The organism is Nocardioides sp. WS12, from assembly GCF_014108865.1.
Lineage (GTDB): Bacteria > Actinomycetota > Actinomycetes > Propionibacteriales > Nocardioidaceae > Nocardioides.
Window position 1 is genome coordinate 992,740 of the sequence record NZ_CP053928.1, and the last position, 23,786, is coordinate 1,016,525.

24 protein-coding genes and 1 riboswitch are annotated in these 23,786 nt (G+C 69.1%); of the genes, 18 read left to right on the forward strand and 6 right to left on the reverse strand.

Features of this window, described 5'->3' with window-relative positions:
- Positions 1 to 192 precede the first annotated feature (192 nt).
- The 5 genes from nth to HRC28_RS04580 are packed head-to-tail and all read left to right on the forward strand — an operon-like array spanning position 193 to position 4,328.
- Positions 193 to 921: an endonuclease III gene (gene nth, locus HRC28_RS04560; RefSeq protein ID WP_237111698.1), complete on the forward strand. Its 729-nt coding sequence runs from the start codon at positions 193 to 195 to the stop codon at positions 919 to 921.
- A complete protein-coding gene (locus HRC28_RS04565) occupies positions 918 to 1,559 on the forward strand; it encodes a TlpA disulfide reductase family protein (protein WP_182378991.1) in 642 nt (213 codons plus the stop codon). The genes nth and HRC28_RS04565 overlap by 4 nt, the downstream gene beginning before the upstream one ends.
- On the forward strand, positions 1,556 to 2,347 hold the full coding sequence (locus HRC28_RS04570) for a CoA pyrophosphatase (RefSeq protein WP_237111699.1): 792 nt from the start codon (positions 1,556 to 1,558) through the stop codon (positions 2,345 to 2,347). The genes HRC28_RS04565 and HRC28_RS04570 overlap by 4 nt, the downstream gene beginning before the upstream one ends.
- Before the next feature lie 4 nt (positions 2,348 to 2,351).
- Complete coding sequence (locus HRC28_RS04575; protein ID WP_182378992.1) at positions 2,352 to 3,527, forward strand: MarP family serine protease; 1,176 nt, start codon at positions 2,352 to 2,354, stop codon at positions 3,525 to 3,527.
- Between the two features lie 21 nt (positions 3,528 to 3,548).
- The gene (locus tag HRC28_RS04580) at positions 3,549 to 4,328 is read left to right on the forward strand and encodes an enoyl-CoA hydratase-related protein (RefSeq protein WP_182378993.1); all 780 of its coding nucleotides are present in this window, start codon (positions 3,549 to 3,551) and stop codon (positions 4,326 to 4,328) included.
- A 21-nt stretch (positions 4,329 to 4,349) separates the two neighbouring features.
- On the opposite strand, the gene HRC28_RS04585 is transcribed toward HRC28_RS04580, so the two are convergent.
- The 3 genes from HRC28_RS04585 to HRC28_RS04595 are packed head-to-tail and all read right to left on the reverse strand — an operon-like array spanning position 4,350 to position 6,140.
- Positions 4,350 to 4,718: a HepT-like ribonuclease domain-containing protein gene (locus tag HRC28_RS04585; protein ID WP_182378994.1), complete on the reverse strand. Its 369-nt coding sequence runs from the start codon at positions 4,716 to 4,718 to the stop codon at positions 4,350 to 4,352.
- Positions 4,718 to 5,191 carry a nucleotidyltransferase domain-containing protein gene (locus tag HRC28_RS04590; protein WP_182378995.1) on the reverse strand — a complete coding sequence of 158 codons (474 nt, stop codon included), beginning with the start codon at positions 5,189 to 5,191 and terminating at the stop codon, positions 4,718 to 4,720. The genes HRC28_RS04585 and HRC28_RS04590 overlap by 1 nt, the downstream gene beginning before the upstream one ends.
- 46 nt (positions 5,192 to 5,237) lie before the next feature.
- Positions 5,238 to 6,140 carry an oxygenase MpaB family protein gene (locus HRC28_RS04595; protein WP_182378996.1) on the reverse strand — a complete coding sequence of 301 codons (903 nt, stop codon included), beginning with the start codon at positions 6,138 to 6,140 and terminating at the stop codon, positions 5,238 to 5,240.
- A 74-nt stretch (positions 6,141 to 6,214) separates the two neighbouring features.
- Between HRC28_RS04595 and HRC28_RS04600 the strand changes: the two genes are divergently transcribed.
- Genes HRC28_RS04600 through HRC28_RS04615 form a run of 4 tightly spaced genes read left to right on the forward strand, consistent with a single transcriptional unit; the run spans position 6,215 to position 10,487 of the window.
- Complete coding sequence (locus tag HRC28_RS04600; protein ID WP_182378997.1) at positions 6,215 to 7,423, forward strand: NADH:flavin oxidoreductase; 1,209 nt, start codon at positions 6,215 to 6,217, stop codon at positions 7,421 to 7,423.
- 21 nt (positions 7,424 to 7,444) lie between these two features.
- On the forward strand, positions 7,445 to 8,548 hold the full coding sequence (locus tag HRC28_RS04605) for a diacylglycerol kinase (protein WP_182378998.1): 1,104 nt from the start codon (positions 7,445 to 7,447) through the stop codon (positions 8,546 to 8,548).
- 1 nt (position 8,549) lies between these two features.
- A complete protein-coding gene (locus HRC28_RS04610) occupies positions 8,550 to 9,407 on the forward strand; it encodes an SDR family oxidoreductase (protein WP_237111700.1) in 858 nt (285 codons plus the stop codon).
- 9 nt (positions 9,408 to 9,416) lie between these two features.
- Positions 9,417 to 10,487 carry an MBL fold metallo-hydrolase gene (locus HRC28_RS04615; RefSeq protein WP_182378999.1) on the forward strand — a complete coding sequence of 357 codons (1,071 nt, stop codon included), beginning with the start codon at positions 9,417 to 9,419 and terminating at the stop codon, positions 10,485 to 10,487.
- A 3-nt stretch (positions 10,488 to 10,490) separates the two neighbouring features.
- Here the strand turns inward: HRC28_RS04615 and HRC28_RS04620 are convergent, their stop codons facing one another.
- Positions 10,491 to 12,500, reverse strand: coding sequence for a hypothetical protein (locus HRC28_RS04620; RefSeq protein WP_182379000.1), 2,010 nt, complete (start codon positions 12,498 to 12,500; stop codon positions 10,491 to 10,493).
- 57 nt (positions 12,501 to 12,557) lie between these two features.
- A riboswitch (TPP riboswitch) is annotated at positions 12,558 to 12,665 on the forward strand.
- Between HRC28_RS04620 and HRC28_RS04625 the strand changes: the two genes are divergently transcribed.
- The 8 genes from HRC28_RS04625 (at position 12,661) to HRC28_RS04660 (ending at position 22,155) form a co-directional block, all read left to right on the forward strand.
- A complete protein-coding gene (locus HRC28_RS04625; RefSeq protein ID WP_182379001.1) occupies positions 12,661 to 13,734 on the forward strand; it encodes a thiamine ABC transporter substrate-binding protein in 1,074 nt (357 codons plus the stop codon). It overlaps the preceding riboswitch by 5 nt.
- Complete coding sequence (locus HRC28_RS04630) at positions 13,731 to 15,380, forward strand: ABC transporter permease subunit (RefSeq protein WP_182379002.1); 1,650 nt, start codon at positions 13,731 to 13,733, stop codon at positions 15,378 to 15,380. Before HRC28_RS04625 ends, HRC28_RS04630 begins: the two co-directional genes overlap by 4 nt.
- Positions 15,380 to 16,405, forward strand: coding sequence for an ABC transporter ATP-binding protein (locus tag HRC28_RS04635; protein WP_182379003.1), 1,026 nt, complete (start codon positions 15,380 to 15,382; stop codon positions 16,403 to 16,405). Before HRC28_RS04630 ends, HRC28_RS04635 begins: the two co-directional genes overlap by 1 nt.
- A gap of 9 nt (positions 16,406 to 16,414) precedes the next feature.
- On the forward strand, positions 16,415 to 17,500 hold the full coding sequence (locus HRC28_RS04640) for a phosphatase PAP2 family protein (protein ID WP_237111701.1): 1,086 nt from the start codon (positions 16,415 to 16,417) through the stop codon (positions 17,498 to 17,500).
- A 115-nt stretch (positions 17,501 to 17,615) separates the two neighbouring features.
- Complete coding sequence (locus tag HRC28_RS04645; protein ID WP_182379004.1) at positions 17,616 to 18,836, forward strand: C40 family peptidase; 1,221 nt, start codon at positions 17,616 to 17,618, stop codon at positions 18,834 to 18,836.
- A 33-nt stretch (positions 18,837 to 18,869) separates the two neighbouring features.
- Positions 18,870 to 20,912, forward strand: a complete 2,043-nt coding sequence (locus tag HRC28_RS04650) for an acyl-CoA dehydrogenase (RefSeq protein WP_182379005.1) — start codon at positions 18,870 to 18,872, stop codon at positions 20,910 to 20,912.
- Positions 20,909 to 21,592, forward strand: a complete 684-nt coding sequence (locus tag HRC28_RS04655) for a class I SAM-dependent methyltransferase (protein WP_182379006.1) — start codon at positions 20,909 to 20,911, stop codon at positions 21,590 to 21,592. The genes HRC28_RS04650 and HRC28_RS04655 overlap by 4 nt, the downstream gene beginning before the upstream one ends.
- Positions 21,589 to 22,155 carry a TetR/AcrR family transcriptional regulator gene (locus HRC28_RS04660; RefSeq protein WP_182379007.1) on the forward strand — a complete coding sequence of 189 codons (567 nt, stop codon included), beginning with the start codon at positions 21,589 to 21,591 and terminating at the stop codon, positions 22,153 to 22,155. The genes HRC28_RS04655 and HRC28_RS04660 overlap by 4 nt, the downstream gene beginning before the upstream one ends.
- Before the next feature lie 76 nt (positions 22,156 to 22,231).
- On the opposite strand, the gene HRC28_RS04665 is transcribed toward HRC28_RS04660, so the two are convergent.
- On the reverse strand, positions 22,232 to 22,621 hold the full coding sequence (locus HRC28_RS04665) for a cupin domain-containing protein (protein ID WP_182379008.1): 390 nt from the start codon (positions 22,619 to 22,621) through the stop codon (positions 22,232 to 22,234).
- Between the two features lie 92 nt (positions 22,622 to 22,713).
- On the opposite strand from HRC28_RS04665, the gene HRC28_RS04670 reads away from it, so the two are divergent.
- Positions 22,714 to 23,229: a MarR family transcriptional regulator gene (locus HRC28_RS04670; RefSeq protein WP_182379009.1), complete on the forward strand. Its 516-nt coding sequence runs from the start codon at positions 22,714 to 22,716 to the stop codon at positions 23,227 to 23,229.
- A gap of 24 nt (positions 23,230 to 23,253) precedes the next feature.
- Here the strand turns inward: HRC28_RS04670 and HRC28_RS04675 are convergent, their stop codons facing one another.
- Entirely contained in the window at positions 23,254 to 23,742 is a 489-nt protein-coding gene (locus HRC28_RS04675) for an inorganic diphosphatase (protein ID WP_182380453.1), read from the reverse strand.
- Positions 23,743 to 23,786: the final 44 nt, after the last annotated feature.

Genomic DNA, 23,786 nt, shown 5'->3' on the forward strand with positions numbered 1-23,786 from the left:
GCCTGACGGAGTACGTCGTTGTCCACGCTTTTCCTCCAAGGTGACTACGCATCGAAGGCCCGCCCCCCAGGGACGGATACGACCCATCAACACGCTCGATCCGCATCCTAGCCAGTGGTCGAACTCACACCTAGTCAACGGGCGGCGGTTTGGGCGGGCTGTGCTGTCGGCGGGCGCCCGTACGCTTGGCCCGTGCGGGAGAACAAGCGGGCCATTGCGGTCGAGGACGAAACCCCCACCCAGCGGGTCCGGCGGGCCCGCAAGATCGATCGGGTGCTCGCCGAGACCTATCCCGACGCCAAGGCGGAGCTCGACTTCGACAACGCCTTCGAGTGCCTCGTCGTGACCGTGTTGTCCGCCCAAACCACGGACAAGCGGGTCAACCTGGTGCGGCCCATCCTGTTCGCGGCCTACCCCGACCCGGCGTCGATGGCCGCCGCCGCCCGCGACCACCTCGAGCAGATCGTCGGCCCGCTCGGCTTCTTCCGGGCCAAGACCGAGTCCCTGCTGAAGCTCAGCGCTGCCCTCATGGAGCGGTACGACGGTCAGGTGCCCGGGCGTCTCGAGGACCTCGTGACGCTGCCGGGTGTCGGCCGCAAGACCGCCAACGTGGTGCTCGGCAACGCGTTCGACGTCCCCGGTATCACCGTTGACACGCACTTCGGCCGGCTCTCGCGGCGCCTCGGCTTCACCGAGGAGACCGACCCGGTGAAGGTGGAGCACGCCGTCGGCGCCCTCTTCGAGAAGCGTGACTGGACGATGCTGTCGCACCACCTGATCTGGCACGGCCGCCGCTGCTGCCACGCGAAGAAGCCTGCGTGCGGTGCCTGTCCGGTGGCGCGCTGGTGTCCGTCGTACGGCGAAGGTCCGACGGACCCGGGCGAGGCCGACAAGCTGCTGCGCACCGAGGGACCGAATTGAGGCCGCACGCCCTTCTGCTCGCTCTCGTCGCGCTGGGGGTGCTGCTCACGGGCTGCGACAGCGTCGCCCCCTCGCTGGCCTGCAAGGTCGACGTCGACTCGCCCGACCTGGTCAAGGACCGCGAAGCGGCCGGCATCGCCGACTGCGACTTCGAGACCGACACCACCGCGCCCGCTGCCGACCTGCCCGACCTCGCGCTGGACTGCCTCGGCGGCACGACCTCCCGCTCGCTCGCCGAGGTTCGCGGGCCGGCCCTCCTCAACTTCTGGGCGTCCAACTGCGGCCCGTGCCGCAAGGAACTCCCGGTCCTCCAGGAGTTCCACGAGAAGTACGGCGACCAGGTCGCCGTCCTCGGCGTCGACTACCTCGAGACCTATCCCGGTGCGGCGATCGACCTCGCCCGGCAGAGCGGCGTCACCTACCCGTCGCTGGCCGACGCGTGCGGTGACCTGCAGGAGACGGATCTGGTCGTCCAGGGCCTGCCGCAGTTCGTGTTCGTGGACGCGGGCGGCGAGATCCAGCAGTCTGCTGGTGGCGTCGACTCCCTCAAGGAACTGGTCGCGCTGGTCGACCAGCACCTCGGGATCGACGTCACCGCAACGACACCCGACGAAACTGCACAGGAAGGGGCCCGATGAGCACGCCGATGCCGGACGACGTCCGGGCCCGGATGGTGGACCGTGTCCCCGACGAGATTCCCGCGGACCTGCCCGACTGGTTGCGGCCGCTGGCCGAGGGGTCGCGCAACATCGAGGGCATCGAGCTCACCCAGTTCCTCCCGCCTGCCGGGGGCAACCCGCGCCGCGGAGCGGTGCTGATGCTGTTCGGTGAGAGTGACGCGGGCGGCGACGTACTCCTCACCGAACGCGCCCACCACATGCGCTCCCACCCCGGGCAGGTCTCCTTTCCCGGCGGCAAGATCGATCCCGGCGAGACCGCGGTCGAGGCGGCGCTGCGGGAGGCGTGGGAGGAGATCGGCGTCGATCCCGGCAGCGTCGAGATCTTCGGCGTGCTCCCCGAGCTGTGGTTGCCACCGTCCGACTTCGCGGTCACGCCGGTTCTGGGCTGGTGGCGTGATCCGGGCCCGGTCCGGGTCGCTTCGCCCGACGAGGTCCACCAGATCCACCGGGTCGGCCTGCGCGAACTTGTTGATCCCGAACACCGGATCTCGGTGCGCCACCCGGGTGGGTGGAACGGTCCCGGCTTCCTGATCGGCGACGACAAGGACGTCATCCTGTGGGGTTTCACGGGCGGAATCCTGACCCGGTTCTTCTCGTTCCTCGGGTGGCTCCCCCCAGCGGACGACCCGCCAGTGCATGATCTCCCGGAGTACATGCTCGCCGAGTACGTCCGCCGGACGTCCGGGACGGGCGACGACGACCGGGCGGGTGACGACGGCATGGACCTCCTCGAACCGGACGAGTGACCGCGTGAACTTCCTCGACTGGCTGCTCGTCCTGCTCGTCCTTGCCTACGCCCTGTCGGGGTACTGGCAGGGCTTCGTCACCGGCGCCTTCGCCACGGTGGGCCTGCTGACCGGCGGCCTCGGCGGCATCCTGCTCGCGCCGATCGTGCTCGGCAGCCTTGACCCGTCGCTGGCCGTCTCCCTCGGCGCGCTCTTCATTGTCATCCTGTGTGCCTCGCTCGGCCAGGCCCTCATGCAGTACGCCGGCGCCCGGGTCCGCGAACGGATCACCTGGCAGCCGGCCCGGGCCGTCGATGCCATCGGCGGCGCGCTGCTGTCGGCGCTGGCCGTGCTGCTGGTGGCCTGGGCGCTCGGGGTGGCGATCTCCGGCACCCGGATCGGCTCGGTGACCTCGATGGTGCGCAGTTCCACCGTGCTGTCGAAGGTCAACGAAGTCCTGCCCGACGCCGCCCCCAACGTGCTCCAGGCGTTCAACAACGTCGTCGGCACCGGCTTCTTCCCGCGTTACCTCGAGCCGTTCGCTCCGGAGCAGATCATCGAGGTCGCCCCGGGCCCGGCGAACCTGCCCGGCACCGCGAAGGTGAAGGCCACCCGCGAGAGCGTCGTGAAGATCCGTGGCGCCAACCAGTGCGGCCGCGGGGTCGAGGGAACCGGTTTCGTCTACGCCGAGGACCGCGTGATGACCAACGCCCACGTCGTCGCAGGTGTCGACGACCCCGAGGTGAGCATCAACGGCGGCACCGAACTGGCGCGGGTGGTGCTCTACGACAAGGAGCTCGACATCGCGGTGCTGGCGGTCGACACCGGCAACGCGAACGTCCTGGACTTCGACACCACGTCGGTCGCTGAAGACCCGGTGGCCATCGTCGGTTACCCGCAGGACGGGCCGTTCGACGTGCAGACCGGCCGGATCCGGTCCATGCAGAACCTCCGTTCCCCCGACATCTATGGCTCCGGCACCGTCGTACGCGAGGTCTTCTCGTTGCGCGGCCTGGTGCGGCCCGGCAACTCGGGCGGTCCGATCGTCACCCCCGACGGCCAGGTCGCCGGCGTGGTCTTCGCTGCGTCGGTCACCGACCCGGAGACGGGCTACGCATTGACCGCCAAGCAGGTCACGGCCAGCGCGCGCGCCGGTGAGGCCGAGGAGTCCGAGAAGGACACCGGGGACTGCGCTGCCTGATCGCTCCGGCATCATGAACGTGTGACCGAGACCTACGTCAGCTACGCCCACGACGCCGGGATTGCCCGGATCACCCTCGTCGACGGGGACCGGGGCAACCCGATCCATCCCGCATCGGTGGCCCAGTTGTTCGACGCAGTCCGCAGTGCGGGTCGCGACGGCGCGCGGGTCATCGTGCTCGCTGCCGAGGGCCGGTTCTTCTCCGTGGGCGGCGACCTCGCCGCCTTCGAGACCGCCGAGAACCCCGCCGACTTCATCGACGACCTCGCCGAGGCGCTGCACCGCGTGGTCGGCGAACTGGTCCGCTCCGAGGCGATCGTCGTGACCGTCGTCCAGGGCACCGCCGCCGGCGCCGGCTTCCCGCTCGCGGCCGTCGGTGACGTCGTGATCGCTGCTGACAACGTGAAGTTCAGCCTCGCGTACACGAAGGTCGGCCTTTCGCCGGACGGCGGCAGCTCGCTGCTCGTCAACACCCTCGGCCTGCACCGGACCCTGCGTCTGGCGATCCTCGGTGACCTGTTGACCGCCCAGGAGGCGTACGACGCCGGGCTGGTCGCGCGACTGGTCCCGGCCGCCGAACTGGCCGACACCGTCGAGCAGGTCGTCGGTGTCCTCGCCGCCGGCTCGGCCTCGGCCAACGGTGCCGCCAAGCGCCTGCTGCGCGAGGTCGCCGTCCCGGCGCCCGAGCTGGCGCTGCGCAAGGAGACCCTCTCGATCCGCAACCAGGCCGGATCGCCGGACGGCATCGAGGGTGTCGCGGCGTTCGTGGGCAAGCGCGCGGCGCAGTTCAACCAGGGCTGACCAGGCGGACGCGTTGCAGGCTCAGGTCTGATCGGCGTCGCGGTCCAGGGCTCTGCCCGCATCCTCGAACAGGCCTGCCAGCGAGTGCTTCCAGTCGGGCAGATCGCGGGCAAGCGTCAACCAGGTGAGCTCCCGATTGACCTCGTCGTACTGGTGGATGAGGAAGTTGCGGTTGGCGACAGCCAGCGCCCACTCAACTCCCTGCGGGGCCAGGACATTCAGTCGTGAAAGCCGGTTCGCGGCTTCGCCCAGCTTCATCATGAGCGAATCGCCGGCCTCCTGGAGCAGGGCATCCGCGAGGTAGATGTCCTTGCCGCGTTCGACTATCTCGTCAACACGGTCAAGCCACCCCTGGATGTGGAGCAACTCCTTCGTGGCCTTGCGTTCCATCAAAGGAGAACCGCCTCCCGACGAATGTCGTCGTCGAGTCGCGGTTTGAGGCCGCCGTAGTCGACCAGGTCGACCTCTCGGCCGATCACCTTCTCGATCAATTGCTTGAACTGAAGGAACCCGAAGGACGACGTCCCCTGCGGTGTCTCGACGATGAGGTCGATGTCGGAGTCTGCCCGCGCGCTGCCCTGAGCAACCGAACCGAAGACCGCGAGTCGCGAGTAGCCGTTCTCTGCGGCGAGAGCCTTGAGCACTGGAGCCGCTGCCTCGAGGAGAACGTTGGGATGGATGTTGTTCAACTCGGGTGCGAACTTGAGTTGCTGGCTGACCGCCGGCTGGCTGATGCCCAGCGCCTCGGCGATCGCGCGCTGCGACATGCCGTTGGCGGTCATCGCTCGCAACGCCAGGATGCGCCGAACCCTCGCGACGTCCTCGTCGTGACGAGCACTCACGTACTGGGCCGCCAATGTCATAAGGGAATCTTATCACCTGGGTACGATCGCAACTGCGGCATCTCCATCAGGCAGACGCTTTGGCGGCGCCCGCCGTGTGCCGGACCGGGCAGCCGCCCGACCCCGGCACAGGGAACGTGCCGAGCGCACCGATCGCGTAGCCGTCGGGGTAGCTCTTGATCCGCGGCAGGTCGATCGCGAAGGTCGGCTTCCGCTTCGAGGGCACGTGGCGGAGCAGGCGGGCGCGTGCCTTCATGGCGGCGACGCTCGCCTTGCGAACGACGGGATGCGGTGCGACGTACCCGAAGGCGTCGAGCAGTGGGCGGTCCATCAACGCGCGGCCGAACTGGTGCACGGCCTTGCGCGTCGGGCGGGGGTAGAACGTCGTCATCAGGTGCAGGGTCGCGTCGGCGACGCGACGCCCGCCCTGGTCGAAGGCGAAGTGGGTGCGCTCGTAGTCGTCCATCAGGTGCATGAACGCGTCGTACGTCTCCGGGATGTCCTTGATGTTGAGGTGCTTCCCGAGGGCCCGGTAGTAGTTGACCACCGCCCGCACCTCGTTGTCGGTGAGCGGTCGCCAGCCGAACTCGTCGAGCCAGCGCTTCGGGACCACGACGAACGTCGACAGGACGTAGCGCATGTCGTCGTTGCTGATGTCGTACGCCTTGTGCATCTGGTTGATCCGGCGCAGGGCGGCCCTGCCTTCGGCGCTCTCGAAGCCGTGCACGATGGGCGGCTCGAGCAGGAGCCCGGTGTCGTCGTACCGCTTCTGCGTGGCCTCGGTGAAGGCACCCGTTTCGTAGAGGAGGCGACCCACACTGGGGACGGCGAAGGTGCGGAAGAGCGCGAACCCCAGGGCCTGGAGGATGTCCCAGGGGAATTCGTACGTCGACAGGTTCTGCACGATCTCGACGTAGTCGGTCTCGGGGTCGAGGGCGTCGTTGCGTTCGCGCCAGAGCGACTTGGCCATGATCGGACGATAGCGCCGAAATCGCCTTCCCGGAGACGAGAACACGTTTCAGTTTTCGCGGCTAGGGTGCAGGCGTGAGCGTCCCCGATGTGTTCAGTCCCGTCGACCTCGGTCCAGTGCGCCTGCGCAACCGGACGGTCAAGGCCGCCACCTTCGAGGGGCGTACGCCGAACGGCGAAGTCACCGACGAACTGATTGCCTATCACCAGGCGCCGGCCGAGGGCGGCGTCGGTCTGACGACGGTTGCCTACCTGGCGGTCGCACCGGAGGGCCGGACGCATCGCGAGCAGATCGTCGTAGGAGAGCGGACCCTGCCGGGACTTTCGCGCCTGACCGACGCGATCCATGCGACCGGAGCGAAGATCTCCGCCCAGGTCGGGCACGCCGGCCCGGTCGCCAACGGACGGTCCAATGGCGTCGGGGCGATCTCCGCCAGCCCGATGCCCAGCCCCCTGTCGATGCAGATGATCCGCTCGGCGAGCGAGAAGGACCTGACCCGGGTCACCGGTGCCTACGTCTCCGCCGCGCGCACCCTCGTGCGTGCCGGCTTCGACGTCCTCGAACTGCACATGGCCCACTCGTACCTGATCTCCTCGTTCCTGGCGCCGGCGCTCAATCGCCGCGGTGACCGGTGGGGTGGGCCGCTGGAGCGGCGAGCTCGTCTGGCGCGGCAGGTCGCGCGCGTCGTACGCGAGGAGGTGGGGGACGCGGTCGCCGTGACGGCAAAGATCTCGGTCTCCGACGGCTTCCCCGGCGGCGTGACGACCGAGACCGGTATCGAGTTCGCGCAACTGCTGGAGTCCGACGGGCACCTCGATGCACTGCAGTTGTCGGGTGGCTCGTCGTTGATGAACCCGATGTACCTGTTCCGCGGTGGGGCGCCGGTCAACGAGTTCGCCGCGACCATGCCGCCGCTGGTGAAGTGGGGGATGCGCACGCCGGCGGGCCGCAGCTTCCTCAAGGAGTACGAGTTCGAGGAGGCGTACTTCCGGTCGAAGGCGCTGGAGTTCCGGGCCGCCGTGTCGACGCCGCTGATGTTGCTCGGTGGGATCAACCGGCTGGAGACCATGCAGCAGGCGATGGCCGACGGGTTCGAGTTCGTCGTGATGGGGCGTGCGTTGCTGCGCGAGCCGGACCTGGTCAACCGGCTCCGGGCCGGCACGGCGACCCAAGGGATCTGCATCCACTGCAACCGGTGCATGCCCACGATCTACTCCGGCACGCGGTGCCCGGAGTGGGGCCCGGGCGAAGCGATTCCCGTCGCGGCCCTTCCCCAGAACTAGAACCTGTTCTAGATTGACCGCATGTCACAGGTCATCCCCGAGAAGCCGCTGCGTGTCGTCGTCTGGTCGACAGGCACGATCGGCCGGCACGCCATCGCCGGCGTCGACGCCCACCCCGACCTCGAGCTGGTCGGTGTCTGGACATCGACGGCCGCCAAGCACGGCAAGGACGCCGGCGAGCTCGCCGAGCTCGGTCGCGAACTCGGCGTCAAGGCGACCACCGACCGCGATGAGCTGATCGCGCTGCGCCCGGACTGCATCGTGCACGGCGCGATGACCGACGACCGGCTCTTCGAGTCGATCGAGGACCTCACCGGCTTCATCCGCGACGGCGTCAACGTCGTGTCCTCCGGGCCGGTCATCCTGCTGCACAACGAGGGCACCCTGCCCGCCGAGATGATCGACGCGATCGATGAGGCCGGCCGCCAGGGCAACGCCAGCCTGCACGTCAACGGCATCGACCCCGGCTTCGCGAACGACGTGCTGCCGCTGGTGATGACGAGCCTCAGCCAGCGCATCGACCACATCAAGGTCAGCGAGATCGCCGACTACTCCACCTACTACCAACCCGTCGTCATGAAGGACATCTTCGGGTTCGGGCAGCCGATGGACACCCGCCCGATGCTGTGGGAGTCCGGCATCCTGAGTACGGCGTGGGGCCCGGTCGTGCGCGTCATCGCCGCGGGACTTGGCGTCACCCTGGATGAACCGCTGGTCGAGGAGGTCACCCGCCGCCCCGCCCCGCGCTCGGTCAAGACCCACTCGGTCGATGTCGAGGAGGGCACCATGGGATCGGTGCTGTTCCGCGTGATCGGCACGGTCGACGGCGTCCCGCGGGTCACCCTCGAGCACGTCACCCGCACCGACGCCGAGGCCGAACCGGAATGGCCACGTCCGCACGAGGGCGACGGTTGCTACCGGATCGAGATCACCGGCGAGCCCTGCATGAAGGTGGAGTTCACCCACCACGGCGAGCACGGCGACCACAACGTCTCCGGGATGATCATCACCGCCCAGCGCCTGATCAACGCGGTGCCGGCTGTCGTTGCCGCCCGGCCCGGACTGCTGACCGCGCTGGACCTGCCGCTCGTCACCGGCCGCGGACTCGTCAAGGTCGGTGATTGAGGTGCGACCGGAGGGAGCCTCGAAATCCATCCTGGACCGCTTCACGATCACCGACCACGTCGCCGTCGTCACCGGTGCCGGCCGGGGCATCGGCGCCGCCACCGCAATCGCGCTGGCGGAGGCCGGCGCCGACGTCCTCATCTCCTCGCGCACCGACTCCCAGCTCAAGGAGGTCGCGGCCCGGATCGAGGCCGTCGGGCGCCGCGCGGTCGTCGTACCAGCGAACCTTGCGCACACCGATGAGGTGGCCGGGCTCGCCCAAGCGGCGTACGACGCCTTCGGCCGTCTCGACATCGTCGTCAACAACGTCGGCGGCACGATCCCGAACGCCTTCCTCGACACGGATGTGGCGTACCTGGAGGAGTCCTTCCACTTCAACGTCGCCACCGCGCATGCGCTGAGCCGCGCCGCGGTCCCGCTGATGCTGGCCTCGGCCGGCGAGGGACGCCAGAAGTCGATCACCTCGATCAGCTCGATGATGGGTCGTACGGCGGCCCGCGGTTACCTCGCGTACGGCGTCGCGAAGGCCGCGCTCGCGCACTGGACGCGGCTCGCGGCAACCGACCTCTCCCCGAACATCCGCGTCAACGGGGTCTATGTCGGTTCGGTGATGACCAGTGCCCTGGAGTTCGTCGCGGGCGTGCCCGAGATGAAGCAGCAGATGGAGGAGGCCACGCCGCTCGGTCGCATCGGCGAGGCCGAGGACATCGCGGCGGCAGTGCTCTACCTGTCCTCCCGCGCCGGCCAGTTCGTGACCGGAAAACTGCTCGAGGTCGACGGCGGCATCCAGGAGCCGAACCTCGACCTCAACCTGCCCGATCTGGTCCCCAGTGGAGCGACTTCAACGACCCCTTCCTAAGGTGACCTCATGACCACGGGAGGGATCGCCACCGGCCACGCCATTTCACCGGACTCCGGCGAGCACTGGGCGAACGAGGGTGCCTGGCAGGTCGCCGACGGCATCTACCGGATTCCGTTGCCGTTGCCGATGGACGCCCTCAAGGCGATCAACGTGTACGTCGTCGAGGGAGACGATGGACTCACCCTGATCGACGGCGGCTGGTCGATCCCGGTGGCGCGCGAGTTGCTCGACAAGAGCCTCCGGTCGATCGGCTCGGGTTTCGGTGACATCCGCCGGTTCCTGGTCACCCACGTGCACCGCGACCACTTCACGATGGCCAACGTGCTCGGTCAGGAGTTCGGCGCGGAGGTGTCGCTCGGCATCGATGAGAAGCCGGCGCTCGAGCTGCTGCAACGGGCGGCCCGGGCGGAGATGGGGGAGAGCCCGTTCCTCGCGGTCCTGCGGACTGCCGGCGCCGAAGAGATCGCCCAGGAGTGGGAGGCCGGCCACGACGGCGAACTGCCGAACGCAGCCGACTGGCAGTTCCCCGATGTCTGGCTGGAGGGCGACCGGTCCTTTGCGATCGGTCAGCGCACGATCGACGCCGTCCACACCCCCGGTCACACGCCGGGCCACTACGTCTACGCCGACCAGGTCGAGGGCGTCCTGTTCGCGGGCGACCACGTGTTGCCCACGATCACCCCGTCGATCGGCTTCACCGTGCCGCCGGCCGACCAACCGCTGGGGCAGTTCATGGCCTCGCTGGCCAAGGTGCGTGGCCTGCCCGACCTGCGCATCCTTCCCGCGCACGGTCCGGTCGCCCCGTCGTCGTACGACCGGGTGGATGAACTGCTGGCCTTCCACGAAACTCGCCTGGACCAGTGCCTGGCCTCGCTGCGAGCCCGCGGCGAGGTGTCGTCGATCGTCGTGGCGCGCGACCTCGGCTGGACTCGGCACGAGCACGCCTTCGACACTCTCGACATCTTCAGCCAGGGCATGGCGGCGATGGAGACCAAGGCCCACCTCGACCTGCTTGTCGCGCGCGGCCAGGCCACGGAGGCCGATCACGCCGACGGGGTCCTGTACCTCGCGACCTGACGGTCAGCGCAGTACTTCGAGGAGCGATGCGTGGTCGTCGGTCCAAGCCTGGTCGGCCGTGCCGGTCAGCGGCGCCCAGTTCGACTCCGCGACGAGGGTGTCCGCCAGACCGCCTTCGGGGCTCAGTGCGATCCAGCCCGATCGGACGCCGAGGGGCTTGCTGCCGCCCTCGCCGACGGCTGCGTGCCAGCCCAGCCGCTGCGCGGCGCCCGCGACCACCGGTGCGAGGTCGAAGTACAGGTTGCTGATGTGGACGACGATGGAGCCGCCGTTGCGGATGCGGGTCGCGTACTCGGCGAAGGCCTCGGCGGTCAGCAGGTGCACCGGGATGGCGTCCGAGCTGAAGGCGTCGAGGACCAGCAGGTCGGTCGTGGAGGGGGCGAGCTCGGCGACGCGCCGCCGTCCGTCGCCGGCCGTGGTCTCCACGGTTGCAGCTGAGTCGGCCAGGAACGTGAAGTAGCGCTGGTCGCTCGCGATCCGCACGACTTCGGGGTCGATCTCGATGAACCGGATTGTTTGCCCCGGAAGGCCGTAGGCGGCGATGGTGCCTGTCCCGAGGCCGACGGCCGTGATGTCGACGAGGTCCTTGCCGACCGTGTCGAACACGTCGCCGAGCGGGCCGTTGCGGGCGTAGTAGCTGGTCGGCTCCGAGCGCTCGTCGGGCTTGCGGGACTGGAAGCCGTGCACGGTCGTTCCGTGGGCGAGCTCGACCCGATCGTCGTGCTGGACGACGAGGTAGGAGCCGTAGAAGGTGCGAGACCTGGCCAGCACCTCTCCGCGGGGCAGGGAGATGAACGCGCCGATGGCGAGCACGGTGGTCATGCCGAGGGCAATCCAGCGCGTGGCTCCCAGCGCGAGCCACAACAGGGGCACGCCGGCCAGCACGAGTGTGTACTCGATGACCCGGTCGAAGAGCAGGGGCGCGAGCAGTCCGTTGAACAGGCCGCCGAGCGCACCGCCGATCGACACCACGACGAAGAACAGGGTCAGGTGGTCGGCCGCGGGCCGGTCCGCGGCGAGCAGCGCGTGCGCCACGTACGCGACCACCGCGAGCAGGGCGAGGTGGACCAGGACGGTCACCGGGAGCGGCAGGGTGCGCTCGACGAGGGTCAGGGCCCGGGTCACGATCACCAGAACGATGGCGACGGCTGCCGCGGTGCCCGGTCGTTTGCGCCCGGTTCCCGCGAAGGCGATCACGAAGGTGGCGAGGTAGATCGCCAGGGGCACCACCCACAGCAGCGGCACCGGCGCGACGTCCGTCGTCAGGTGCGTGGTCACGCCGAGCATCAGTGAGGACGGCAGGAACGCGAGCGCCAGCCAGATCAGCATCCGGCGTACGGCGGGCCGCTGAGAGTGCTGGGCAGGCGCAGCAGCACGTCGATGTCCCCGGAAGGCGACCAGGCCGCAGGCGGCCACCAGGGCGAGGAAGCCCACGAACGCCCACGACCATGCCGAGCGCTGCGTGCCGAGGGACAAGTGAGGCTCGACCACGAACGGGTAGGCCAGCAGGCCGACGAAGCTGCCCACGTTGCTCGCGGCGTAGAGGAAGTAGGGGTCGTCGGCGCGGGGAACGTCCAGCCAGGAGTACCACCGTTGCAGGACCGGCCCCGTCGTCGTGAGTACGGCGAACGGCAGGCCGATCATCACCAGCAACGTGCGGAGCAGCCAGAAGACCGGCGACGACTCCGGGGTCGCGTCGGACGGCAGCGCGAGCGGCAGGACGAGCAGGGGAAGCAGCAGAAACGGGGCGAGCGTGAGCGGCTGCCCGCGCGGGCCCAGGCGCGAGGTCAGATGGACGAACACGTAGCCGAGCAGCAGCACGACCTGGAAGAACAAGGTGCACGTCGCCCACACGCTGGCCGCGCCGCCGTACGACGGCAGCAGCATGCGGGCCGCCATCGGCTCGACGAGGAACAAGAGCGCGGCGCCGGTGAAGGCAGTGACGGTGTAGAGGACAGCGATCGGGTGGGTGCGGACTGCCGAGGCCTTGCCGCGCGCGATCACCGTTGTCACCGCGCCACCCTAGGGCGGACCGGCACCGGTCCGGATCGTCCGATCGGTTACCTTCTGTGGGTACGACAGGGGAGCACCGAATCGGTGCTGAGAGTGCGGATCCGCCGCAGACCCTCCGAACCTGCTCCGGTTAAGACCGGCGAAGGGAGTCATCTTCATCATGCGTGCGCGCATTCACGTCACTCGGGTCATCGGTGTCGCAGCGGTGGCGCTGGTCGCCTCCGGCTGCTCGCTCATCAGCAGTGAGAACGACGGCGAGACCGGAGCCACCGACAAGAGCGTCACCCTCGTTGCCCACGAGTCCTTCGCCCTGCCCGACGAGATGGTCGCGGCGTTCGAGAAGGAGTCCGGCTACACCCTCGAGATCAGCAAGCTCGAGGATGCCGGTGCGCTCACCAACCAGTTGGTCCTCACCAAGGACGACCCGGTCGGCGACGTCGTGTTCGGTGTCGACAACTCGTTCGCCACGCGCGCCATCGACGAGGGCGTCTTCGCGTCGTACGCGCCGACGCTGCCCGCGGGTGCCGAGAAGTTCGAACTCGAGGGCGACGACGATGACGCGCTGACCCCGATCGACAACGGCAACGTGTGTGTCAACGTCGACAACGCGTGGTTCAGGAAGAACGGCATCGCTGCCCCGACCAGCCTCGCGGACCTGACCGAGCCGGCCTACAAGGACCTGTTCGTGATCCCGGGCGCCAGCACCAGTTCGCCTGGCCTGGCCTTCCTGCTCGCCACGATCGAGGAGTACGGCGACGAGTGGCCCAGCTACTGGGAGGACCTGGTCGCCAATGGCGCGAAGGTCGTCAAGGGCTGGTCGGACGCGTACTTCACCGACTTCACCTTCTCCGGTGGCGACCGCCCGATCGTCGTGTCCTACGACTCCTCGCCCGCCTTCACGCTCAACAAGGCCGGCACGAAGTCGACGACGAGCGCGCTGCTCGACAACTGCTTCGAGCAGGTCGAGTACGCCGGCATCCTCAAGGGTGACGAGGACGACGAGACCAACGTGGCTGGTGCCGAGGCCGTCATCGACTGGCTGCTGAGCCCCGAGGTGCAGGCCGCACTGGCTCCCTCGATGTACGTCTTCCCGGTCGCCGACGGCATCGAACTGCCGGCCGAGTGGGCCACCTTCGCGAAGCGCCCCGAGGGCACGGACCAGGTCGCTCCGGCCGAGATCGCCAGCGAGCGCCAGGCGTGGCTGGAGGAGTGGAACGAGATCATCTCCCGATGACCTCCTCCGCCGGGACAGGCCGCAAGGCAGCGTTCGCGCTGCTTGCTGCCGTCCCGGTGGTCGTTTTCGCGGTGTTCTTCGTGCTGCCGGTCGGCGCGATGCTCGGGCGTGGCCTGTGGCCCGAGGGCCGCTTCGATCCGGGAGCCGTGGTCGACGTACTCCAGCGACCCCGGACGGGGCGGGTGCTGTGGTTCACCGTCTGGACGAGCACGGTCGCGACCGCCATCGCTGTCTTGCTGGGAGTCCCGGCCGCGTATGTCCTGCACCGGTTGCGGTTCCGGGGCCGCGCGCTGGTGAGGGCGGCGCTGTTGGTGCCGTTCGTGCTGCCCACGGTGGTCGTCGGCCTCGCGGTTCGTGAGCTGATCTCGTCGTCCGGGCCGCTCGGCTTCCTGGGTCTCGACGGCAGCCCGGTGGCGATCCTGATCGGCCTGGTGTTCTTCAACGTCGCGGTCGTCATCCGCACCGTGGGCGTGGCGTGGGAGGGCCTCGACCGCCGACCGGGGGAGGCCGCCGCGGCGCTGGGCGCCTCGCCGTGGCAGGTGTTCCGCACCGTGACCTTCCCCGCGCTCCGACCGGCGATCGTCTCCGCGGCCAGCGTGGTCTTCCTGTTCTGCGCCACCGCGTTCGGTGTCGTGCTGGTGCTCGGCGGCGTGAAGTACTCGTCGGTCGAGACCGAGATCTACCTGCTCACCGCGGACCTGCTCGACCTGCCCGCGGCCGCAGCCCTGTCGCTGGTGCAGATGATCGCGGTCGTCGTCCTCCTGGTCGTGGTCGGACGCCTGCGCGCCGTCCCCGACCCGACGGTACGACGATCCGTGGCTGCCCCAGCACGACCGCAAGCTCGTGACATTCCAGCAGTGGTGGTCACCGCGTTGACCTTGTTGGCCGTGTCGCTGCCGATCCTGACGCTGGTCGTCGCGTCCTTCCGGAGCGACGGTGCCTGGACCCTCGACTTCTACCGCGCACTCGAGGGGTCGGGTGACGGACTGCTCCAGGTGTCGGTGACCGACGCGCTGGCCGCGTCGCTGCGGATCGCGGTCGACGCGACCTGGATGTCCCTGTCGTTGGGCCTGATCGTCGCGTTCGTGGTGACCCGGCGGACCCGGACGCGCACCGGTCGCCGGATGCGCACCGTGCTCGACGGCTTCTTCATGCTGCCGCTCGGCGTCTCCGCGGTGACCCTGGGCTTCGGATTCCTGATCGCACTCGACGAGCCGCCACTGGACCTGCGCAGCAGCCCGCTCCTGGTGCCGATCGCCCAGGCCCTGGTGGCTCTGCCCCTGGTGGTGCGGACCCTCGTTCCTGTCCTGGCGGGCATCGACGACCGGCAGCGGCAAGCTGCTGCCTCGCTCGGGGCCTCACCGTTGCGGGCGATCCGCACCGTCGACGTGGCCGTCGTGTGGCGGCCGTTGCTCGCAGCCGCCGGCTTCGCGTTCGCCGTGTCGCTGGGCGAGTTCGGCGCGACGTCCTTCATCGTGCGGCCTGCCGAGCCCACACTGCCCGTCGCGATCTACCGGTTGCTGAGCCATCCCGGTGCCCTCAACTACGGCACCGCGATGGCGGCTTCGGTCGTCCTGGCTGCGGTGACCGCCGCTGTCATCCTTGTCGTCGAGCGGCTGCGTGTGCCGGGAACAGGAGCCTGGTGATGCTGGACCTCAAGGGCGTGACCGTCACCTTCGACGGCACCCGTGCCGTCGATGCCGTCGACCTCTCCGTCAAGGACGGCGACGTGCTCGCCGTCCTCGGCCCGTCGGGTTGCGGCAAGTCGACCCTGTTGCGGGCAGTCGCCGGACTCGAGCCCCTCGCCGAAGGGTCGATCTCGTGGGATGGCGGCGACCTCGCCGACACCCCGACGCACCGCCGCGGCTTCGCGCTGATGTTCCAGGACGGACAACTCTTCGACCACCTGACCGTGGCCCGCAATGTCGGCTACGCCCAACGCCTGCGCGGGTTGTCGCGTGCCGCAGTCCGCACCGAGGTCGACGACCTGCTCGCTCTCGTCGGGCTCGCGGGCTTCGGCGACCGCCTGCCGCGCAGCCTCTCCGGCGGCGAGCGGCAACGGGTCGCCCTGGCGCGGTCCCTCGCAGCACGCCCGCGCCTGCTGCTCCTCGACGAACCGCTCAGTGCCCTCGACGCGGAACTGCGCGGCCGCCTGGCCACCGACCTGCGCCGCATCCTCACCGCGTCCGGAACGACCGCGCTGATGGTCACCCACGACCAGGCCGAGGCCTTCGCGGTCGCCGACCGGCTCGCGGTGATGCGCGGGGGCCAGATCGTGCAGGAGGGCGCCGCGACCGAGGTGTGGGGAGCGCCCGTCGACGGCGACACCGCCCTGTTCCTCGGCTACTCCCGCGTACTGGAAGGGGATGCTGCGGCCGCCCTGCTGCGACTGGCGGGTGCGCCCGCCGCTCCCGGCGCGGCGGTGGCGGTCCGGTCCTCGGCGGTCCAAGCGGGACCCGGGCAGGGCCAACCGGCCGTCGTACAGGACTTCGGCCTGACGCCGGACGGGAGTCGTGTCGTGGTGTCGGTCGACGGGGTCGGTGATCTCGAGGCCGTGGGCGCCCCGGGGTGGGCACCGGCGTCGGGAAACAGCGCCGCCGTACAGGTGGATCGGCGTGGCCTGGCCGTGATTCCCGACGCACCAGCACGATGGTCAGGATCGGTCTCCTAGACTGCCCCGGTGTATCGCCGCGCCTATACCCTCCTCATCGGCACGGCCGCGATCATGCTGGGGCTTGCGATCTTCACCGCGGTCAAGCTCGACCGCCGCCTGCTCGACCCGGAGGGCAGCTTCCTCGGACCGTCCTACATCCGCCTGCCGTTGCTGCTCATCGGCGCGTTGCTGCTGGACCTGCTGCCGCTGACCCTCTGGAAGGCCCGTGGCCGTCCGAACCGGGTGATGCCGATCGTGCGGCACCGCCTGAAGACCCACTGGACCAGGGAACGCGCCACCCTGGTGGCGATCGGTGTCATCAGCTTCTACCTGACCTACGTCAGCTATCGGAACCTCAAGTCGTTCCTGCCCTTTGTGCGTTCCGACCCGGCCGCCGCACCGGGCGAGGTCCGGGCGCTGTCCTACGACCGCGAGCTGCACATCATGGACCGGGTCATCTTCTTCGGGAACGACCCGAGCGACGTCCTGCACGCGATCCTGGGCAAGACGGTCACCGCTGAGGTGCTCTCGCCGATCTACCTGATGTTCCTGCCGCTGGTCCCGCTCGGCGTGACGGCCTGGCTGGTCTGGTCGCGGAACATGTCGTTCGGCTACTGGTTCGTGACCTCGCAGTGCCTGGCCTGGTCGCTCGGCACCCTGTCCTACTACCTCCTCCCGACCCTCGGCCCGGGTATCGCCTACGCCGCGGAGTACTACGGAACCGGAGGTCTGGCGCACACCGGCACGACCGACCTGATGAACGGGATCGTGAGAGCCAGGGGCAATGTCCTGTACGGCGGCGCGACCGGCTCGGTGAACTCGATCGCCGGCTTCGCGAGCCTCCACTGCGCGATCACCCTGCTCTTCGCGCTGATGGTCCAGTACACGTTGCGCTCGAAGATCCTGAAGTGGGTCTTCTGGGTGAACTTCGGCCTGACCGTCGTCGCGACCCTGTACTTCGGCTGGCACTACGTCGCCGACGACATCGCGGGCATCGCGATTGCCGTCGTGGCCTTCTACGTCGGTGGGATCGCGAGCGGTCAGAAGTTCGATCGCGGCCTGCATTCACACCCGACCACGACGACGTCGAAGGTACCCATCGAGGTCGACTAACGACGTCATTTCGAGAGTTACAACGATGTAGTTCGTCAAGCCGACACGCCGATGAATCCTGAGAATGTTGGGGTTTTTGTTTCGGATGTGACGAAATCGCACTACGGTGACGCGAGTGCGCACTCCAACTCTCGGGTCAGGTCTTCTTGCGCTGGTGCTGACGGCGGCCGTCTTCGTCCCCGGGGCGCAGGCTGATCCAGCCGATCCCGACACCCCCTCGGTGAGCGACGTCCGCGCCGCGCGGGACCGGGCATCCGTCGCGAAGACGAAGGTGCAGGTCGTCCAGGAGAAGCTCGCGGCGGCTGCTGCCGACCTCGAGACGGCCTCGGTTCGCGCCGCGAAGGCCACCGAGGCCTGGAATGGCGCCCGGTGGGCCGCCCAACAGGCGCGGACCGCCCAACGGGTCGCGGAAGCGGCGTCGGTGAGGGCCGACCAGACGATGGCCCTCCAGAAGGTCGACTACCGCGACGCCGTGATCACCGCTGAGGCGATGGGCCTCGAACTGTCTGCCGTCGGTGCCTTCATCTCTGCCGACGGGATGGAGGCCCTGGTCGAGCGATCCGCTGCCATCGACCACGTCCAGGCCATGTTCAACCAGCAGCGCAACGAGTTCATCGCGGCGGCCGACGACGCCGAGAAGGCCGAGAAGGTCGCCTCGGCCGCAGCGGTCCGTGCCGACCGGGCCGCAGCCGACGCTCGCGTCGCGCGCGACGAGGCGCAGGACGCCGCCCGGACCGCCGCTGCGACCACGGCCCGCATCGAACGCCGCAAGGCCCAACTGGTCCGCACCCTCGCCCGACTGCAGGGCGTCAGTGTCACCCTCGCCGCCCGCCGCCAGGCTGCGCTCGAGGAGGAACGCCGGGCTGCCCGGGTCGCGGCCAGGCCGACCCCGGTTCGCGACGCCACTCCGACGCCCGAGCCGAAGGACCCCGATCCGAAGCCGGCCGACCCCGGCCCAGCTCCTGCACCGAGCAACGGTGCCCAGGCGGCCATCGCGTTCGCCCGCGCCCAGCTCGGCGAGCCGTACCGGTGGGGCGCCTCCGGCCCGAACGCATGGGACTGCTCCGGCCTGACCGCCGAAGCCTGGGCAGCCGGCGGCAAGAGCCTCCCGCACTACTCCGTCGCCCAGTACGACGTCTCCACGCCCATCTCGGGTGGCCAGTTGCGGCCCGGCGACCTGGTGTTCTGGGGCGAGGGCAGCAACCCCGGCTCGATCTACCACGTCGCGCTCTACGTCGGGAACGGCCAGATCATCCACGCACCGCGCACCGGCCGTCCGGTCACCCAGGAATCGCTCCACTACTGGCGCACCCCGGATTTCTACGCCCGTCCCTGATGCCCACACTTCGTGGTCCGTTAGGTTCAGTCCATGGCTGAGGACACGACCACGACCAAGCCCCCGGCACTCACGATCGACGTCCCTGGCCTGACCAGCGTCCTCGATGGCAAGTACGTCGACATGCGCACCGAGGTGCGCCGGTTGCTGCCGTCGTACGCCTCGGTCCTGGAGGACGCCGAGACGATGACCCGCGACGAGTTCCGCGAGCGGGTGCGCGAGGTGGTCCTCGAGATCGCCGAGACCGGCGCCCCCGGCGTGGGCTTCCCGAAGGAGTACGGCGGCGGGGAGGACATCGGCGCCTCGATCGCCGCCTTCGACACCCTCGCGTACGGCGACCTGTCGGTGCTCGTGAAGTTCGGCGTCCAGTTCGGCCTGTTCGGTGGCGCGATCCTGCAGCTCGGCACGAAGCGGCACCACGACGCGTATCTCCCGGACCTGATCACCGGCAAGCTGTTCGGCTGCTTTGCCATGACGGAGACCGCCCACGGCAGCAACGTGCAGGCGCTGGGCACCCTGGCGACGTACGACGCGGCTGCGGGGGAGTTCGTGATCACGACGAGCACGCCTGAAGCGGGCAAGGACTACATCGGCAACGCGGCGAAGCACGCCCGGATGGCGGCTGTGTTCGCGCAGCTCGAAGTCGAGGGCGAGGGACACGGCGTGCACGCGTTCGTGGTGCCGATCCGCGATGAGCTGGGCAACCCCCTCCCGGGCATCCGGATCGAGGACGACGGCCACAAGATGGGCCTCAACGGCGTCGACAACGGCCGGATCTGGTTCGACGGCGTGCGCGTCCCGCGCGAGGCGCTGCTCAACAAGTTCGCCGACGTGACCGAGGACGGGAAGTACGTCAGCGAGATCGAGAGCTCGGGCCGCCGCTTCTTCACGATGCTCGGAACCCTCGTCCAGGGCCGGGTCTCGGTCGGTTCGGCCGCGGTCAGCACGGCGAAGGTGGCCCTGACGATCGCGGTGAAGTACGGCCTGCACCGCAGGCAGTTCGAGACGGGCAACGCCAAGGAGGGCGAGGACGCCGAGCAGCTGCTGCTGGACTACGGCCTGCACCAGCGCCGGCTGTTCCCGCGCCTGGCCCGGACCTACGCCCTGCACTTCGCGCAGGAGGTGCTCGCCAGCCGGCTGCACGACGTCTTCTCGGGAATCACTCCGGACGAGGAGTCCCGGCGGCTGCTGGAGTCGCGCGCCGCGGGCACGAAGGCGCTGTCGACCTGGCTCGCCACCGATGTCATCCAGGAGTGCCGCGAGGCCTGCGGCGGAGCCGGCTATCTGTCGGTCAACCGGTTCGCCGCGCTGAAGGCCGACACGGACGTGTTCATGACCTTCGAGGGCGACAACCACGTCCTGCTGCAACTGGTCGGCAAGGGCCTGCTCACCGACTATGCCAGCGACTTCTCCGACCTCGACCAGCTCGGGATGGTCCGGTTCGTGGCCAGCGTCGCCGTGGAGACGGTGCTGGAGAAGACCCGCGTCCACAAGATCCTGCAGCAGATCCGTGACGCGCTGCCCGACCGCGACGACGCCTGGTACACCGACAGCGGCCTGCTCGACCCGAGCTACCACCTCGCGATGTTCCGGTTCCGCGAGGAGCACCGGATCGGTGGCGTCGCCAAGCGGCTCAAGCGCGGCGTCGACTCCGGGATGAACCCGGGAGAGGTCTTCTCCCGGGTCCAGGACCACGTGATCTCCACGGCCAAGGCGCACGTCGAGCGGCTGGTCCTCGAGGCGTTCGTCGAGAAGCTCGCGACCCTCGATGACGGGGACAACAAGCTCGCCCTCAACATGTTGTGTGACCTGTATGCGTTGACGAGCATCGAGGACGACGCCGCCTGGTTCATGGAGCACGGTCGCCTCACCACGCAGCGGTCCAAGCAGATCACCCGCGAGATCGGTGACCTGTGCCGTCGGGTGCGCCCGGTCGCCGGCGACCTGGTCGACGCGTTCGCGGTGCCGACCGAACTGCTGCGCGCCCCGGCGCTGATCCAACCGGTGGTTGAGGTGCGAGCGAAGCGAGCCAGCCCGGTGGTTGAGGTGCGAGCGAAGCGAGCCTCGAAACCATGATTCGCAAGGCACTGTCCCGCGTCCCCGGCATCGGCGACTGGGACGAAGACCCGCTCTGGGCGACCTTCTACGACTGGACCGTCGAGCACCCTCGTGCCGGCGGAGCGCTCTGGCGGGTCGGGATCAACAGCGACCTGAGCCGGCTCTACAAGGCCGCCGCCGAGATCGGTGCCCAACCGGCCGGCAAGCGGATCCTCGACATCCCCTGCGGGGGCGGCGTCGCCCTGCGCGGCCTCAAGCCCGGTCAGGGCGTCGAGTACGTCGCCGGCGACATCGCGCAGGCGATGCTGGACCGCACGATGCGGGCAGCCGAGGTGCGGGGGGTCGCCGACCAGGTCGTGCCGGAGATCGCCGACGTCGGGAACCTGCCGTTCGACGACGCCTCGTTCGACATGGTCGTCACCTTCACCGGGCTGCACTGCTTCCCCGACCCCGCACGTGCGGTGGTCGAGATGGCGCGCGTGCTCAAGCCGGGCGGCGTCCTCACGGGCAGCGCCCTGTTCAACGACACAGGGTTGCGGTTCGAGCCGATGCGGCGGATCGGGCGACTCGCCAGCGTGCTCGGCCCCGGCTGCACGAGCAACGACCTCCAGGGCTGGCTTGCGGGACAAGGGATCGCGGACGTCGTACTCGAGAAGAGCGGAGCGATCGGCTACTTCCGCGGAGTCAAGCGCACGTGAGGAGAGGGAGCGCCGCGCGGCGCGAGGCTGTCTTCACGGCGTTGCGGGACCTGCTCCTGGCCAAGCCGTGGGGAGACGTCACCCTCGAGGCGGTCGCGAAGGACGCCGGTGTCAGCCGGCAGACCCTCTACAACTCGTTCGGGTCGCGCTACGGCCTGGCGCAGGCGTACACGATCGCCCTGGCCGACGCGCTGTGCGACCTGATCGCCGCCACCCTCGAGGAGCACCGCGACGACCCGCGCGCCGGGCTGGAAGCGGGTCTGCAGATCTACCTGGAGGTCGCCGCGACCGACCCGCTCATCCAGCGCGTGCGCGCCGGTGACGCGCATCCGGACCTGGTCCAGTTGGTGACCGCCGACGCGGGCACCCTGCTGACCCACGTCGCATCCCGGCTCGAGGTCGCCCTGCGCAACTCCTGGCCCGACGTCGACGTCGACCAACGCCGCACGCTGGCGCGCACCGTCGCCCGGATCGCGGTCAGCTTCGTCCCGATGCCCCCGGAGTACGACGACAGCCCGGCCGTGATCGCAACCGAACTGTCCTCACTGCTTGCTCCGCGCTGACGCGAGTTGGGGTTTGTCGCGCGCGACTTGGGGTTTGTGACCGTCGAGTTGGGGTTTGTGTCTCGCGGCGTACGGGTCAGGCGATCCAGGCGGGCGAGACGGGCTCGCCACGGCCTTCAGGTGAGATCGGGGTCGCCACTCCGCTGGCCGGGCCGGTGATGACGAACACCGCGCCGGACTCGGTGCTGACCTGCCGCTGCGCGCCGGCGGGCAGGACCAGGGTGTCACCGGCTGACAGGTCGATGGTCTCGGTGTCGACGACCACGGTCGCCGTGCCGTCGAGCACGTGCCACGCCTGCTCGACGTCAAAGGCGTGCTGTGGTCCTCGCTGGCCGGTCTGCATCGCGACGCGCCACAGGCTCAGCGTCTGCGTTCCGCCCTGGGTGGGCGACGCGAGCGTGGTCATCGAAGCGTTGGGCGTCTCGGTGACGCGACTTTCCGAACGGGCGATCTTGACGGCGGGCATACCGACTCCAGGTAGATAGACAATGTTGTTGTCTATCTACCGTAGGCAACGCGTTGGATATGGTCAACCGAGTTGTCGAACTGGAGGTACTCATGAGCGAGCCGGGCTGGCGCGTCGTACTGCTCCTGGCCGGCGCGTTCCGGGACGCCGTCGATGCCCTCCACGGGGAGCTGGCCGAGCAGGGCCATCCCGAGGCTCGGCCGTTGCACGGATTCGCGCTCCAGGCGATCGGCCCCGAGGGGTGCACGATCAACGAGCTCGGTCATCGTCTTGGCGTCTCGAAGCAGGCTGCGGCCAAGACCGCGGCTGGCCTCGAGGGAGCCGGGTACGTCGCCCGAGGCTCAGTGCCGGGCGATCGAAGGGCGGTCCAGCTGCGTTGTACGCCTCGCGCTGAGGAGTTCCTGGCCGCCAGCGCGGCCGGCTTCGAGCACGTCATGGACCGCTGGCGGAATCAGCTCGGCGCCGTCCGCTTCGACGCGATGGTCGACGCCCTCGCCGAAGTGGCCGGAGACCGGCCCATCGGCGACCTGCCCGGCTGGCTCACCCAAACCCCAACTCGCGGGTCACAAACCCCAACTCGCGGGTCACAAACCCCAACTCGCGGGTGACAAACCCCAACTCGGCTGATCAGATCAGTGCGGGTCGAGCTTGAAGCGCTCGAAGGACGCGTTGATCTCGGCCTCGGCCTCGACGCGGCCGACCCAGTCGGCGCCTTCGACGGACTTGCCGGGCTCGAGGTCCTTGTAGACCTCGAAGAAGTGCTGGATCTCGAGGCGGTCGAAGTTCGCCACGTGGTTGATGTCGCGCAGGTGCTCCATGCGGGGGTCGCCCGCGGGGACGCAGAGGACCTTGTCGTCGCCGCCGGCCTCGTCGGTCATGCGGAACATGCCGATCGCACGGCACTTGATCAGGATGCCGGGGAACGTCGGCTCCTGCAGCAGCACGAGGGCGTCGAGCGGGTCGCCGTCCTGGCCGAGGGTGTCCTCGATGTAGCCGTAGTCAGCGGGGTACATGGTCGAGGTGAAGAGGAACCGGTCGAGACGCATGCGTCCCGACTCGTGGTCGACCTCGTACTTGTTGCGGCTCCCCTTGGGGATTTCCACGAGGACGTCGAATTCCAGCACTGGCTTCCTCCACAAATTTCTGGCCCGGATGTCGGGTCCGG